Source organism: Catenulispora sp. EB89, assembly GCF_041261445.1.
Lineage (GTDB): Bacteria > Actinomycetota > Actinomycetes > Streptomycetales > Catenulisporaceae > Catenulispora.
Map to the genome: position 1 here is coordinate 443377 of NZ_JBGCCU010000001.1, position 15011 is coordinate 458387.

Here is a 15011-nt window from a genome sequence, read left to right on the forward strand (position 1 = left end):
TAAAGCGTTTCCCCTAATCATCGCGCAGAAGCACGGCCAGCTGAGTGCGCGATCGGACGCCGAGCTTTCGGTAAACACCGGTCAGCACTGATTCCACAGTCTTCACCGACAGGAACAGGTTCGCGGCGATCTCGCGGTTCGGCAGGCCCTCGGTGACCAGCGCGACGATGCGCTGCTCGGCGGCCGTCAGATACAGATCCGGCGCCGGCGCCTCGACGACCACCTCCGCAGGCTCCCACAACGGCGCCTGCGCGCGTCGGAACACCGCCTCGGCCTGGTCGTGGAAGTGCCGCGCGGAGGCCGCGCGCCGCCGCCGCTTGTCGAGGGACGCACGGGTCAGCAGCACGCGGCCGCGCTCCAGCGGCAGTCCGAGCGCGCGGAACGTGTGGTCGGCGCGGTGCAGGAGCGCTTCGGCGCGGGCGTGATCCCCTTGCGCCGCCTTGAGAACCGCGTCGGCCCGGTCCAGCGTCGCCAGCACCCCGCGCCGCTGTAGCCGCTCGGCCGCGCGCCGTGTCTCGGCGACGACCGCCGCCGCCTCCTCGGCCTGCCCGGTCGCGACCAGCACCTCGGCCAGGTCGGCGTGGAAGCGCACGGCGGCGGGATCGGCGATGCCCTGCTCGTCGACCAGGGTCCTGACCCGCTGCAGATCGTCGGCGGCGCCGGCGGTGTCGCGCAGCAGCAGGCGCACCTCGCCGGACAGCGCGAGGCAGCGCGTCATGAAGATCTGGTCCTGCTCCTGCGCCGACGCGGCGGTCCCCCGATCGGCCAGCCGCAGCGCCTCCTCCAACGTCCCCCCGGCCACCTGCGCCAGCGCCGAGGTGAACAACACCGGCCCGGGGGAGGCGCGCTCGGCACCCGGCAGCTCCTCGAGCCGCCGCGCAGCACGGATGGCGGCGGCACCGTGCCCGGCCCGCGCCTCGATCTCCACAGAACCGCGCAACAGCAGCGCCCGATCCCCATGGCTCCCGCTGCGCTCGGCATAGGAGATGAGCTGCCGGAGGTGATAGCGCGCCTCGTCGAGCTGGTCGGCGAAGAGCGCGAAGCGCACGGACAGCCAGCGCGCGGAGTTGATGAGCGAACCGGGCGCCGGATCGGGACTGTGCGCGAGCGCACGCCGCAGCACGCGCGGATAGGAGGCCTCGCCGAGCAACTGCTCGATCCGCGCGAGCATGACCAGAGCGTCGGCCTGCGACTCAGGATTCTGCGAAAGCTCCGCAGCCCGCACCGCGGCCCGCGCGGCATCATGAGCCCGCCGGTTGTCCCCGAGCGCGAGATGCGCATGCCACGCGACGCGCAGATGCACGGCGGAAAGCAGCGCCGGATCAGCGGCGGCCTCGGCATCGGCCAACGCGCGGCCAAGAATGTCATCAAGCCCACCGACCGCCTGCCCGGCCGCATCGACCACAGCGAGCCGAGCCCGGGCGCGCGCCGCATGATCGGACTCGGTGCGATCCAACCGCGCGACCGCGGTACGCGCGAGGTGCGAGCGACCGGCGGCCGCGGCATCCGTCGCGGCGGCGAGGAGGAGAGCGGCGATGGCGGTGGGGCGCGCGGCGGGGGGCGGCGGGGCGGAGCCTGGGCTCGGCGGCGAGGCTGCGAGATGCGGCGGGCGGTCGGCGGCCAGCGAGGCAGGCCCGATGAGGTGCTGCGGCTGGTCGGCGGCAGGGCTGGTTGAACCGGCTGTGGGATCGGCGGTCGGCGGCGGCGAAGCGGCGAGGTGCGGCGCGTGCTCGGCTGCTTGCAAGGCCTGCGGCCCGGCGCCGAGGAGGGTCGAGCCAGCGGCTGGCGCAGGCGGCGGTGTGCCGGTGGAGTGTGGCGGGCCGTCGGTAGCGGAAGCGGCAGATCCGGCGAGGTGCGGCGCGTGCTCGGCGGTGGAATCAGTGGCGAGATCTGGTGCGGCGGCCGGATGCCCAGCCCGAGCCGTCCCGCTGACCGGAGCCGGCAGCGCCGCGAGCGAGCCGTTCGCCGCCTCCCGCGCGGCCGCCTCGTGCGTCTCCGCCTCCCGCGCCGGCATCATCTCCGCCGCCAGCAGCCACAACTCCGCCGCGCGGCCTGGATCCCCGCGTCGGCGTACTGCGCGGGCGGCGATGGCCAGGTCCGAGGCCATCTCCAGGTCGGGCCGGTCGCGGGCGGCGGAGGCCCGGTGCCACAGGCGGGCCGTTGGGTCCGTCGTGGTTTCGGCGAGCAGTAGGTGCGCGGTGCGCAGCGTCTCCTGCGATGCGTCGGCGAGCACTGTGTCGCGGACCGCTGTGGCCGGGAAGCTGACTGTTCCGTGCACGTCCACCGCGATCAGTCCGGCCTGCTCCGCACAGGACAGCGCCTCCAGCGTGTCCGGGCCGGCGGTGCGGCGCAGTGTCGTTATCGACGGATCTGCTGCCAGTGCGGCGATCAGCAGAGTGCGCCAGACTCCGTCCGGCGTCGGCAGTTCGTCGATCCAGCCGCGGATGCAGCGCCGTGCCGCCGCCGGTGTCGTCACCACGTCCAGGGCGCCTGATGACGCGTCCAGCCCGCGCGCGATCTCCACCGTCAGCCGTGCGTTCCCGCCGGCCGCGGAGTGGACGCGGGCCGCGACGCGGAAGCCGATTCCGCGCTGCTGCAACAGTGTCGTGGTCTGCTCCGCCGTCAGCGGGGGGACCGTCAGTTCCAGGGCGTCGCGGCCCAGCAGGTCCACCGGGCCGCCGGGGCGGGTGGCCGCGACCACCGGGATGCCGTGTCGGGCGAGGTACGCCACCACGTCCAGGCTCTCCGCGTCCCACCACTGCATGTCGTCGACCAGCAGGAGGATGCGTTTGTCCGGCGGCACCGCGTTGTCTATGCAGGCCCGCGCGGCTAAGCGAATCGCCACGCGGTCGGGCGTTCCGGGTATGCGCCGTAACGCCTGGCGGACTGCCGCGAGCCAGGGGTCGGGCAGATCGGGTGCCTCGGACAGGAGATCGGCTAATGCGGCGAAGGGGACATTGCGGTCAGCCGGCGCCGCCGTCAGCCACACCACATGATCGTCGCGGGTGATCCAGGGCTCTGCGACCGCGTCCAGCAGGGCCGACTTGCCGCGGCCGGGCGGGGCGGCCAATGACGTCGGGAGGCCGTCGGCGGCGCGCGCGACCAGCGCGGCGACGAGCTCCCCATGCCCGATCATGTCAAGTCCTTGGCGGTCGCGGTGCCGGTGACGGCTGCGGGTCCCGAACCCGGTGGGGCGTGGGGGCCGTTCGGGGAAGGTTACGCCGTGCATGCCCGCGGTCACAAGAGTTCTCGCTGTGTTCCGGGCCACGACGCCAGAAGTAAAGAGCTGGTCATGCCGGAGCTGTTCAAGGGTTTCCCCCGATGCGGTCGGACCGGGCCTTCAGCAAATTCTTAGCTCGCCACCTTTCCCCTCTACCCCACAGAAGGCGGAGATGAAAAACACGTACACGCGGCGACGAGCCGCGGCGGCCGGAGCGGCTGTCGCCACCATGGCGGCCGGCTTCGGTCTCATGGCGGCCTCTGCGCAGACCGCGCAGGCCTGGGACATCAACCCGGCGTCCTGCAGGCACGCCCCGCACCACCAGCACAACCACGGCGTGCAGCTTACGGCGACACAGACTCTGTGCGACCGTATAAACGCCGCCGGAACGGCGGCCGCGACCGGCTCCGAGACGCTGTCGTACGGCGGCGGCACGGACGGCATCGGCGTGCTGGACGGCCACGCCAAGGTGTACCTCGTGTTCTACGGGACCCAGTGGGGTACCCAGAGCACCGACTCCAACGGGCTCGCGAACTTCTCGGGCGACCCGGACAGCGCGGCCCCGGTCGTGCAGAAGATGTTCAAGGACATCGGCACCGGCGGCGAGACCTGGTCGGCCGACCTCACCCAGTGGTGCGACGGCCCCAACGTGGCCAGCGGCGCGACCAGCTGCCCGAGCAACGCCAGCTTCGTGCCCTACCAGACCGGCGGCGTGCTGTCCGGTGTCTGGTACGACAACTCCGGGGCCTCCCCCTCGGCGGCGACCGGCCACCAGCTGGGCGTGGAGGCGGTGAACGCGGCCGGGCACTTCGGCAACACCACCGCGGCGGCGAACCGCGACGCGTACTACGTGATCCTGTCCCCGCACGGCACCGACCCGGACGGCTACCAGGACCCCAACACCGGCTACTGCGCCTGGCACGACTGGAACGGCGACACCACGCTGAACGGCGGCGCGGTCACCAGCAACTACGGCGACATCGCGTTCTCCAACCAGCCGTACAACATGGACGTGGGCCAGACCTGCGGCACCAACTTCATCAACTCCGGCGGCAACGGCGTCCTCGACGGTTACACGATGACCCTCGGCCACGAGTGGCACGAGATGATGTCGGACCAGAACCCGGCCGGCGGCTGGACCAACCACGACTCGTCGAGCTCCTACTACCAGCAGGAGAACTCCGACGAGTGCGCGTGGCTGCAGCCCGGCACCACCGGCGGCGCGGCCAACGTCACCATGGGCTCGGACTCGTTCGCCGAGCAGGCCAGCTGGTCCAACGACACCAACGGCTGCGCGATCTCGCACCAGATCCTGACGCACGGCAACGGCGGCGGCACCGGCACGGTGTCCGTCACGCAGCCGGCCGCGCAGACCTCGACCGTCGGCACCGCGGTGTCGCTGCAGGTCCAGGCCTCCGACTCGGACTCGACGCAGACCCTGACCTACTCGGCCACCGGGCTGCCCGCGGGCGTCACCATCAACAGTGGTAGCGGCCTGATCTCCGGCACCCCGACCACGGCCGGCAGCTCGTCGGTGACGGTCACGGCCACCGACGGCACCGGGGCCTCCGGCTCGGCGTCCTTCGGCTGGACCGTGAACTCCACCACCGGCGGCGGCAACGTCATCGTCAACGGCGGCTTCGAGAACGGCTCGCTGTCCGGCTGGACCGCCTCCGGCGTCACCGCCGCGACCACCTCCGGACCGCACTCCGGCGGCTACGCGGCCGAGCTCGGCAACACCAACCCGAGCAGCACCTCGTCCATCGCCCAGACCTTCAAGGCCGGCACGGGCAACAGCAATCTGGCCTTCTGGTACAACGTGACCTGTGACGACACCGTCCAGTACGACTGGGCCACGGCGACGCTGAAGGACAACACCACCGGCACCACCAAGACCGTTCTGGCCAAGACCTGCACCAACCCGACTTCGGGCTGGAAGCAGGTGACCGCCGCGGTCACCGCCGGCCACAGCTACACGCTGACGCTGACGAACCACGACGACAACTACCCGGGCGACCCGACGTACACGCTGTACGACGACGTGACGGTGTCGTAGGTTGATCAGTTCCCTGTGAAACACAGGCGGATCCGGCCCTTCGCGGGCCGGATCCGTTCTCGTGTGCGGGGCTGTCTCAGAGCCCCGAGGCGGCGCTGACCGCCTCGTGGCGGGCCCGGACGGTGGCGATGGTCCGGTCGCCGTCCGTGTCCCAGATCTCCTGGTTGAAGATCTCCACCTCGGCGTGGCCCTTCCACCCCGCGGCGGTGACCAGAGCCCGCATCCGCGCGAAGTCGATGTGGCCGTCGCCGACGTGCCCTCGGCCCAGCAGCATGTCGGCCGGCAGCGGCACGACCCAGTCGCACTCCTGGTAGGACAGGATCCGGTTCCCCGCGCCGGCACGGGCGATCGACGCCTCCAGCCGCGGGTCCCACCACACGTGGTAGGTGTCGACGACGACGCCGACCTGCTCGGCCGGGAACGCCTCGGCGATGTCGAGGGCCTGCCCGAGCGTGGAGACCACGGCGCGGTCGGCGCAGAACATCGGGTGCAGCGGCTCGATCGCGAGCTTCACCCCGTGCTCGGCGGCGAACGGCGCGAGATCGGCGATGCTCTCGGCGACCGTGGTGCGGGCGGCGGGCAGGTCCTTGGAGCCGGCGGGCAGCCCACCGACGACGAGGACGAGCACGTCGGTGCCGACGCCGGCGGCTTCCAGGACCGCCTGCTTGTTGTCGGCGAGCGCGGCGGCGCGTTCCTCGGTGTTGGCGGCGGTCATGAAGCCGCCCCGGCACAGGCTGGTGACTTCGAGGCCTGACTCGCGCACGATCTTGGCGGCGCCCTCGATGCCGATCTCCTGCACGCGGTCGCGCCACAGGCCGATGGCCGGGACGCCGGCGCGGACGCAGCCGTCGACGGCCTCGGCGAGGGTGAGGCGCTTGACGGTGGCCTGGTTCAGGGAGAGCTTCATGCGACGACCGCCGCGAACCGGGCCGCGGCCAGTTCCGGATCGTCGATGACCCCGGCGATCTCCGCCAGCCGCAACAGCTCCGTCAGGTGCTCCGCGTCGCGTGCCGTCTCCAGGCCGCCGACCATCGTGAAGTGGTCCTGGTGGCCGTTCAGGTAGGCCAGGAAGACCAGGCCGGCCTTGTAGTTGAACGTCGGCTTCTCGAAGATGTGCCGCGACAGCTCGACCGTCGGCCCCATCAGCCGGTCGTACGCCTCCAGGTCGCCGCGGTCCAGTGCCTGGAGGGCCTGTGAGGCGGGGCGCGCGATGCCGTCGAAGATGCCGAGCAGCGCGTCGGAGTGGCCGGCGTCGTCGCCCTTGATGAGTTCCGGGTAGTTGAAGTCGTCGCCGGTGTAGAGGCGGACTCTTTCCGGGAGTTCGCTGCGGAGTTCGAGTTCGTAGTCGGCGTTCAGCAGGGAGATCTTGATGCCGTCGACCTTCGCCGGGTTGGCGTTGATCAGCTCCAGGACCGTCGCCATCGCGGTCGGGATGTCCGGCGAGCCCCAGTAGCCGGCCAGGGCGGGGTCGAACATGTCGCCCAGCCAGTGCAGGATCACCGGGTTCGAGGCCTGATTCAGCAGGGATCCGTAGACGGTCAGGTAGTCCTCGGCCGACTGTGCGGACGCGGCCATGGCGCGGCTGGCCATCAGGATCACGCGGGCGCCGGCCGCCTCGACGACGCCGAGCTGCTCCTCGTACGCGGCTTTGATATCAGGGAGCGAATGCGCGCCCGGCGCCAGCTGGTCGGTGCCCGCGCCGCACGCGAGCAGCGCAGGCACGTTGGCTGAGTCAACCGCCTTCGCCGCCGCACCGCTGCGCCGGATCAGCTCCTGCGTCGCCGACCAGTCCAGCCCCATCCCGCGCTGCGCGGTGTCCATGGCGTCCGCGATGCCGAAGCCCAGCGACCACAGGTGCTCGCGGAAGCGCAGCGTCGCGTCCCAGTCCAGGACCGCGGGCTTGCCCGCGCCGTTGTCCGCGTCCGGATCCGCCACAACGTGCGCGGCGGCATACACGACGCGCGAAGTGAAGCCGCTCATCGCGCCGCTCACTTCCCGGCCCGGTCGAGCTCCGGCACGGCGACCTTGCGCCCCTCGCGCCAGGACTGCGCGCCGAGCTCGGCCAGCTGTACGCCGCGCGCCCCGGCCCACAGGTCGTGGCGGTACGGCGCGTCGGCGACCAGGTGCGCGAGGAACATCTCCCACTGCACCTTGAAGCCGTTGTCCATGACGGCGTTGTCCGGCACCTCCTGCCACTGCGCGAGGAAGTCCTCGGTCGCCGGGATGTCCGGGTTCCACACCGGCTTCGGCGTCGCGGCGCGGTGCTGCGCCTTGCAGGTGCGCAGCCCGGCGACGGCGCTGCCGTGCGTGCCGTCGATCTGGAACTCGACCAGCTCCTCGCGGTGCACGCGCGTGGTCCACGAGGAGTTCAGCGAGGCGACGATCCCGCCTTCGAGCTCGAAGATGGCGTACGCGGCGTCGTCGGCCGTGGCCTTGTACTCCCGGCCCTGCTCGTCCCAGCGCGTCGGGATGTCCGTGCGGGCCTCGGCGTAGACGCTCCGGACCGGCGCGATCACGTGGTCCAGCACGTACCGCCAGTGCGGGAACATGTCCAGGATGATGCCGCCGCCGTCCTCGCTGCGGTAGTTCCACGACGGCCGCTGCGCCGGCTGCCAGTCGCCCTCGAAGACCCAGTACCCGAACTCGCCGCGCACCGACAGGATGCGGCCGAAGAAACCGGAGTCCACGAGCCGCTTCAACTTCAGCAGGCCCGGCAGGAACAGCTTGTCCTGCACCACGCCGTGCTTGATCCCGGCGGCGTCGGCGATCTGCGCGAGCCGGACCGCCTCCTGCAGCGTCTCGGCCGTCGGCTTCTCGGTGTAGATGTGCTTGCCGGCCTCGATCGCCTTGGTCAGCGCCGGGACGCGGGCCTGCGTGACCTGCGCGTCGAAGTAGACGGTGACCGACGGGTCGGCCAGCGCCTCGTCCAGGGAGGTGGTCCACTTGTCCAGGCCGTGCTGGGCGGCCAGCGCCTCGATCTTCTCGGCGTTGCGGCCGACCAGGACCGGCTCGGGCCAGACGGTGCGGCCGTCGGGCAGCGCCAGGCCGCCCTGCTCGCGGATCGCCAGGATCGACCGGAGCAGGTGCTGCCGGTAGCCCATGCGTCCGGTGACGCCGTTCATCGCTATGCCGATCACTTCGCGTGTCATCGCTGCTCCCGAGATCTAGTTGTGATCACCGAAAGGCCCGATCGGCACTGGAAAGCGCTTTCCGAACCCGTCCTGAGGCGATAGGTTACGAGCGTGTCCACGCAGAGGTCAACACCCTCGCCGGCCCCGCGCCGCGTCGGCGCCACGCTGCAGCAGGTGGCCGACGCCGCGGGCGTCTCGCTGGCCACCGCCTCGCGAGTGCTGAACGGCAGCACCCGGATCGTGAACGCGGAGCTGAGCGAGCACGTGCGCGAGGTCGCCACCCGGCTGCGCTACGTCTCGAACGGCCCGGCGCAGGCTTTGGCGCGCGCGACGACGTCGCTGGTCGGGCTGCTCGTGCACGACGTCAACGACCCGTACTTCTCGGCCATCGCGGCCGGTGCGATGCGGGTGGCGCGCGAGCGGGACCTGCTGGTGATGGTCGCGAACACCTACCGCGAGCCGGCTCTGGAACTGGACTACATCACCCGCCTCGGGGCCCAGCGGGCCCGCGCGATCCTGGTCGCCGGCTCGCCGCCGGTGGACCCGGCGCTGGCCGAGCCGCTGCGCGAGCGGCTGCTGGACTACCAGCAGGGCGGCGGACGCGTGGTGACCATCGGCGACCAGGGGCCGGAGATCGACGCGGTGCTGCCGGCGAACGTACAGGGCGCGCGGGAAGCGGCGCTGCATCTGACCGGGCTGGGGCACCGCGAGATCGGGATGGTCGTCGGGCCGCGCGGACTCGTCACGATCGCCGACCGCTCCGAGGGGTTTCGCAGAGGGCTGGCGGAGAGCGCGGGGGATCCGGTCGTCGCGCACGAGATCGAGGGCGACTTCACGCGCGACGGCGGATACGACGCCACCCGGCGGCTGCTGGCCGAGCATCCCGGGGTGACGGCGGTGTTCGCGATGGCGGACGTGATGGCCATCGGGGCGCTGGCCGCGCTGCGCGAGGCCGGGCGGCGCGTGCCGGCGGACGTGAGCCTGGTCGGCTTCGACGACCTGCCGATCTGCGCCGATCTGGTGCCCGCGCTGACGACGGTGCGCGTCGATACCGAGGGCATGGGGGCGCAGGCTATGCGGATGGTGGTCGAGCCGGTCGCTGAGGCTGCCGAGGATGCAGAGAGCGCGGAGGGCACGGAGGGCGAGGCCGAGGGGCGCACCGTCGTGCACAGTGCTACTGAACTGATTGTGCGGGGGAGCACAGGGCCGCCCGCCTGAGACTGTTCGCAGGACACGAATACATGGGGGTAATAGGGGTGGGGAATTGAGTCTGCTCAGCGCTGAGGCCACGGCTGCCGGTGCGCCCGGAATCCTGGTCCCCGTCGTCCTGTCCGCGGCCTTTCTGCACGCGAGCTGGAACGCGATCCTCAAGTTCATCCCCGACAAGCTGACCGCCTCGCTGCTGATGACGCTGTCCGCCGGCGCGCTGGCCGGGCTCGGCCTGTTCTTCGTCCCGGCGCCGGCTCAGGCCTCGTGGGCGCTGCTGCTGGTGTCGGCGGCGCTGCACGTCGGGTACTTCCTGATGCTGATCAAGACCTTCGAGATCGGCGACTTCAACCAGGTCTATCCGCTGGCGCGCGGGTTGTCGCCGGTGGTGGTGGCGGGGTTCGCGACGCTGCTGGGCGATCCGATGTCGCGGCACCAGACGCTGGGCATCGCAGTGGTCTGCGGCGGGCTGACGGTGCTCGTGTTCTCCGCCGGGCGGCCGAAGCGGACACAGGGCAAAGCCCTGTTCTGGGCGGCGATGACCGGGCTGTCGATCGCGACGTACACGGTCACGGACGGTGTCGCGGTGCGGCATTCGGGCACGGCGGCCGGGTACACGGTGTGGATGATGCTCGCCGAGAGCACGATGATGACGGCGGCCTGCGTGACGATCATGATGCGGCGGGGCGCGACAGGCGCGGCCGCAGGCTTCCGGGTGACACTTCGCAAGCTGAGCCGCGGCGATGTGGTGCGGGGCGTGATCGCGGGACCGTTGTCCTTCGTGGCCTACGGATTGGTGCTGTGGGCACAGACGCGGGGCGCGCTCGCCGCGGTGTCGGCGTTGCGGGAGACGAGCGTGATCTTCGGGGCGGCGCTGGGCTCGGTGTTCCTGCGCGAGCCCTTCGGGCGGTACCGGATCTTCGCCGCGGTGACGATCGCGAGCGGGATCCTGATCCTCGAAGCGGCATAAGGGCTCTGGCAGCGCCGCACAACCCGCGCACCGCAAGCAGTCTCGCCAGCCGGAATGCCGCAGCCTCGCGGGCGCCACGCCGCTAAACCCGCACCGCAAGCAGTCTCGCCAGCCGGATTGCCGCAGCCTCGCGGGCGCCGCGCCGCTAAACCCGCACCGCGTCCAAAGCCGCCCGCATCCGCACCACCCGGCGCTCCAGCCGCCCGACCGTCCCCTCGCGGCCGTCCTGGTCGACCAGCAGCGCCAGCGTCCCCTCGATGGCGCCGAGCCGGTTCGACAGCTCGTCCAGCATCCGCGGCGTCACCCCCGCCGCCTCGCGCAGCATCTCCGCCTGCTCCTTCAGCTGGCGGTTCTTGCGGTGCAGCTCGGCGAAGACGCCGACCTTCGCGCGCAGGACCCAGGGGTCGAAGGGTTTGGTCAGGTAGTCCGCGGCGCCGGCCGCGTAGCCGCGCAGGGTCTGGTGCGGGCCGTCGCCGGCGGCGGTGAGGAAGATGATCGGGGTGTCGCGGGAGCGTTCGCGCAGGCGGACGTGCGCGGCGACCTCGAAGCCGTCCATGCCGGGCATGCGGACGTCCAGGAGGATCACCGCGAAGTCCTCGCGCAGGACCGCGCGCAGTGCCTGCTCGCCGGAGGACGCGGTGATCAGCTCGTGGCCCAGGGAGCCCAGGATGGACTCCAGGGCCAGCAGGTTCTCCGGGCGGTCGTCGACCAGCAGGATCTTGATGTCGGCGTCGGCCGGCGTCGAGGCGCGGTGGGCGTCGGTCACGGGGTCTGGCCTCCTGCGGCGGGCTGGGCGCCGGTATCGGCGTCGAGCCAGCCTCGCATGACGGAGAGCAGGTGGGGAGTGTCCACCGGTTTCGTGACGTAGTCCGAGGCGCCGGCCTCGATCGACTTCTCCCGGTCGCCGCGCATGGCCTTGGCGGTCAGGGCGATGATCGGCAGGTTCTTGTAGCGGTCGATCTCGCGGATCGCGGCCATCGTGGCGTAGCCGTCCATCTCCGGCATCATCACGTCCATCAGGACCAGCGCCACGTCGTCGGCGCGCTCCAGGGCCTCCAGGCCCGCGCGGCCGTTCTCGGCGTTCATGACCGTGCAGCCCTGCTGTTCCAGGACCGAGGTCAGCGCGAAGACGTTGCGGATGTCGTCGTCGACGATGAGGATCTTCTCCCCGTCGAAGGTGATGTCCGACCCGGCCGCGTAGAGCTCCGTGGAGGGCAGATACAGGTCCGGATGCGGGGACTGCTCGGGGATCAGCGGCAGTGTCGGCGCCGGTTCGGCGGTCCCGCCGGCCGGCAGCGGGCTGGTGCCGTAGCCGAGGCTGCCGGTGCTGCCGAACACCGCGGCGCCGTCCGGTCCGACCGCGTGCGGCAGGAACAGCGTGAACGTCGAGCCGCGGCCGCGCTGGCTCTCGGCGCGGATGCCGCCGCCGAGCAGCTTGGCGATCTCCCGGCTGATCGACAGCCCGAGCCCGGTGCCGCCGTAGCGGCGCGAGGTGGTGCCGTCCTCCTGCTGGAAGGCCTCGAAGACGGTCTGGATCTTGTCGTCCACGATGCCGATGCCGGTGTCGGACACCGCGAAGGACACGGCCGGCTCCAGCGCGACCTCGTTGCTGTCCTCCGGGCCGCCGAGCACGACGTCGTCGACCGTGTCCACGACCAGCTCCACGTGCCCGGACTCGGTGAACTTCACCGAGTTCGACAGCAGGTTGCGGAGCACCTGCTGCAGCCGCTGCTCGTCGGTGAACAGGTGCGCCGGCACCGCGGGCGTGACGCGCACGCGCAGGTCCAGGCCCTTCTGCTCGGTCTGGGGACGGAACGTGGCCTCGACGTAGTCCACCAGCTGGCTGACCGCTATCCGGGCGGGCTGCACGTCCATCCGCCCGGCCTCGATCTTGCTCAGGTCCAGGATGTCGTTGATCAGCTGGAGCAGGTCGCTGCCCGCGCCGTGGATGGTCTCGGCGTACTCCACCTGGCGCTCGGTCAGGTTGCCCTCGGCGTTGTCGGACATCAGCCGGGCCAGGATCAGCAGGCTGTTGAGCGGGGTGCGCAGCTCGTGCGACATGTTCGCCAGGAACTCGGACTTGTAGCGCGAGGACATCGTGAGCTGGTTCGCGCGCTCCTCCAGCTCCTGCCGCGCCTGCTCGATCTCGGAGTTCTTGACCTCGATGTCCTGGTTCTGCCGGGCCAGCAGCTCGGCCTTCTCCTCCAGCTCGGCGTTCGAGCGGCGCAGCTCCTTCTGCTGCATCTGCAGCTCGTCGGTGCGGGCCTTGAGCTCGTCGGCCAGCCGGCGGGACTCGCCGAGCAGCTCCTCGGTGCGGGTGTTGGCGGTGATGGTGTTGACCGTGACGCCGACCATCTCCATCAGCGACTCCAGCAGCGCGCGGTGCACCTCGTCGAAGCTGTGGAAGCTGGCCAGTTCGATGACCGCCATGACCTCGTTCTCGAACAGCACCGGCAGCACCGCGACCGAGGACGGCGGGGCCGAGCCCAGCCCGGAGGAGATGCGGATGTAGTCCACCGGGGCGTGCTGGATCATGATCGGCTTGCGCTCCACCGCGGCCTGGCCGACCAGGCCCTGGCCCAGGCGGAAGCGCGAGGTGACGTCCGGGGACTCGCGGTCCACGCCGTAGGAGGCGATGAGGTTCAGCACCTTCGTGCCGGACTCCCGGCGGGCCAGGTAGAAGGCCCCGTACTGGGCGTTCACCAGCGGGGTCAGCTCGCTCATGATCAGCGCGGAGACCGCGTCCAGGTCGCGCTGGCCCTGCATCAGGCCGCTCATCCGGGCCAGGTTGGTGTTCAGCCAGTCCTGCTGGTCGTTCCGGCGCGTGGTCTCGCGCAGGTTGCCGATCATCTGGTTGATGTTGTTCTTCAGGTCGGCGACCTCGCCCTTGGCCTCGACCGTGATCAGCCGGGTCAGGTCGCCGGCGGTGACCGCGGTGGCCACCTCGGCGATCGCGCGGACCTGCGTGGTCAGGTTCGACGCGAGTTCGTTCACGGACTCGGTCAGCCGCTGCCAGGTCCCTGAGACGTCCTCGACCGTGGCCTGGCCGCCGAGCTTGCCCTCGGTGCCGACCTCGCGGGCCACCCGCGTGACCTCGGAGGCGAACGCGGAGAGCCGGTCCACCATGGTGTTCAACGTCGTCTTCAGTTCCAGGATCTCGCCGCGCGCCTCGACGTCGATGCGCTTGGACAGGTCGCCGTTGGCGACCGCGGTGGTCACCTGCGCGATGTTCCGCACCTGGCTGGTCAGGTTGTTCGCCATCGCGTTGACGTTGTCGGTGAGGTCCTTCCAGGTGCCGGCCACGCCGCGCACCGTGGCCTGGCCGCCGAGCTTGCCCTCGGTGCCGACCTCGCGGGCCACGCGGGTGACCTCGTCGGCGAAGGTGCCGAGCCGGTCCACCATCTTGTTCAGCGTGGTCTTCAGTTCCAGGATCTCGCCGCGGGCGTCGACGGTGATGGTCTGGGTCAGGTCGCCGGAGGCCACGGCCGTCGCCACCTGCGCGATGTTGCGCACCTGGGTGGTCAGGTTGTCGGCCATGGAGTTCACCGAGTCGGTGAGGTCCTTCCAGGTGCCGGCCACGCCGGGCACCCGGGCCTGGCCGCCGAGCCGGCCCTCGGTGCCCACTTCCAGGGACACGCGGGTGACCTCGTCGGCGAACCCTGAGAGCTGGTCCACCATCGTGTTGATGGTGTCCTTCAGCTCCAGCATCTCGCCGGCCACCTCGACCGTGATCTTCTGGGTCAGGTCGCCCTGCGCGACCGCGGTGGTCACTCCCGCTATGTCGCGGACCTGCGCGGTGAGGTTGCGGGCCGCGGAGTTCACGGAGTCGGTGATGTCGCGCCAGATGCCCTCGGCGTGCGGGACAGTGGCCTGACCGCCGAGGCGGCCCTCGGTGCCCAGCTCGCGGGCCACCCGGATCACCTCGGACGCGAAGCCGGACAGCTGCCCGACCATGGCGTCGATGGTCTGGGCGAGTTCGGCCACCGGTCCGTCGACGATGTCCCCGGACAGCGCGATCTTGCGCGACAGGTCGCCCCGGGCCACCGCCTGGGCCACCTCCAGGATGGCTCCGAGCTGGCGATCGAGCTCGGCGTCCGCCAGGCGTTCCGATTGCAGCGTCATCGCCGCGCCTCCTTGACATGGGCGGCCGGCCCGCGTCCTGATGTGCGACGCCAGATGACTCTCAGTTCTCGCGGAGTCACCCGACGTGCGGCGGCGGCCGCCCGGTGTTCTCTCGGTCTGTCACAGTCTCGCAGATCGTTCGGGCGGAAACGGATGAACCATACGATTAGCCCGCGCAGACACGTGGGCCGGGTTAGGCTCGAACGCGATGGCCCCTCGCACCCCCCGTACGTCTCTTCCCCGAGACCGCCCCGAAGAAGCGGTCCGGCTCACCCTGCTTTCCCAGGCTGGCGAACTCTTGTCCGG

9 protein-coding genes are annotated in these 15011 nt (G+C 71.0%); 3 read left to right on the plus strand and 6 right to left on the minus strand.

From position 1 onward, the window contains the following. Positions 1-13: 13 nt before the first annotated feature. Positions 14-3136: a LuxR C-terminal-related transcriptional regulator gene (locus tag ABH920_RS02100; protein WP_370346118.1), complete on the minus strand. Its 3123-nt coding sequence runs from the start codon at positions 3134-3136 to the stop codon at positions 14-16. Positions 3137-3392: 256 nt separating this feature from the next. Here ABH920_RS02100 and ABH920_RS02105 point away from each other — a divergent pair, with 256 nt between their 5' ends. After that, a complete protein-coding gene (locus tag ABH920_RS02105; protein WP_370346120.1) occupies positions 3393-5276 on the plus strand; it encodes a putative Ig domain-containing protein in 1884 nt (627 codons plus the stop codon). A gap of 76 nt (positions 5277-5352) precedes the next feature. Here the strand turns inward: ABH920_RS02105 and ABH920_RS02110 are convergent, their stop codons facing one another. From ABH920_RS02110 to ABH920_RS02120, 3 genes are read right to left on the minus strand one after another with little or no spacing between them, the layout of a single operon-like run. Beyond that, positions 5353-6183 (minus strand): sugar phosphate isomerase/epimerase family protein, encoded by an 831-nt coding sequence (locus ABH920_RS02110; protein ID WP_370346122.1) that lies wholly within the window; start codon positions 6181-6183, stop codon positions 5353-5355. Beyond that, entirely contained in the window at positions 6180-7256 is a 1077-nt protein-coding gene (locus ABH920_RS02115; protein WP_370346124.1) for a dihydrodipicolinate synthase family protein, read from the minus strand. The genes ABH920_RS02110 and ABH920_RS02115 overlap by 4 nt, the downstream gene beginning before the upstream one ends. Positions 7257-7264: 8 nt before the next feature. Next, entirely contained in the window at positions 7265-8425 is a 1161-nt protein-coding gene (locus ABH920_RS02120) for a Gfo/Idh/MocA family protein (RefSeq protein WP_370346126.1), read from the minus strand. 93 nt (positions 8426-8518) lie between these two features. On the opposite strand from ABH920_RS02120, the gene ABH920_RS02125 reads away from it, so the two are divergent. Further along, entirely contained in the window at positions 8519-9625 is a 1107-nt protein-coding gene (locus ABH920_RS02125; RefSeq protein ID WP_370346128.1) for a LacI family DNA-binding transcriptional regulator, read from the plus strand. A gap of 46 nt (positions 9626-9671) precedes the next feature. After that, positions 9672-10583: an EamA family transporter gene (locus ABH920_RS02130; protein ID WP_370346130.1), complete on the plus strand. Its 912-nt coding sequence runs from the start codon at positions 9672-9674 to the stop codon at positions 10581-10583. A gap of 145 nt (positions 10584-10728) precedes the next feature. Here ABH920_RS02130 and ABH920_RS02135 read toward each other — a convergent pair whose 3' ends face one another. Continuing rightward, positions 10729-11349, minus strand: a complete 621-nt coding sequence (locus ABH920_RS02135) for a two-component system response regulator (protein ID WP_370346132.1) — start codon at positions 11347-11349, stop codon at positions 10729-10731. Beyond that, positions 11346-14705: a HAMP domain-containing protein gene (locus ABH920_RS02140; RefSeq protein ID WP_370346134.1), complete on the minus strand. Its 3360-nt coding sequence runs from the start codon at positions 14703-14705 to the stop codon at positions 11346-11348. Before ABH920_RS02140 ends, ABH920_RS02135 begins: the two co-directional genes overlap by 4 nt. Positions 14706-15011: the final 306 nt, after the last annotated feature.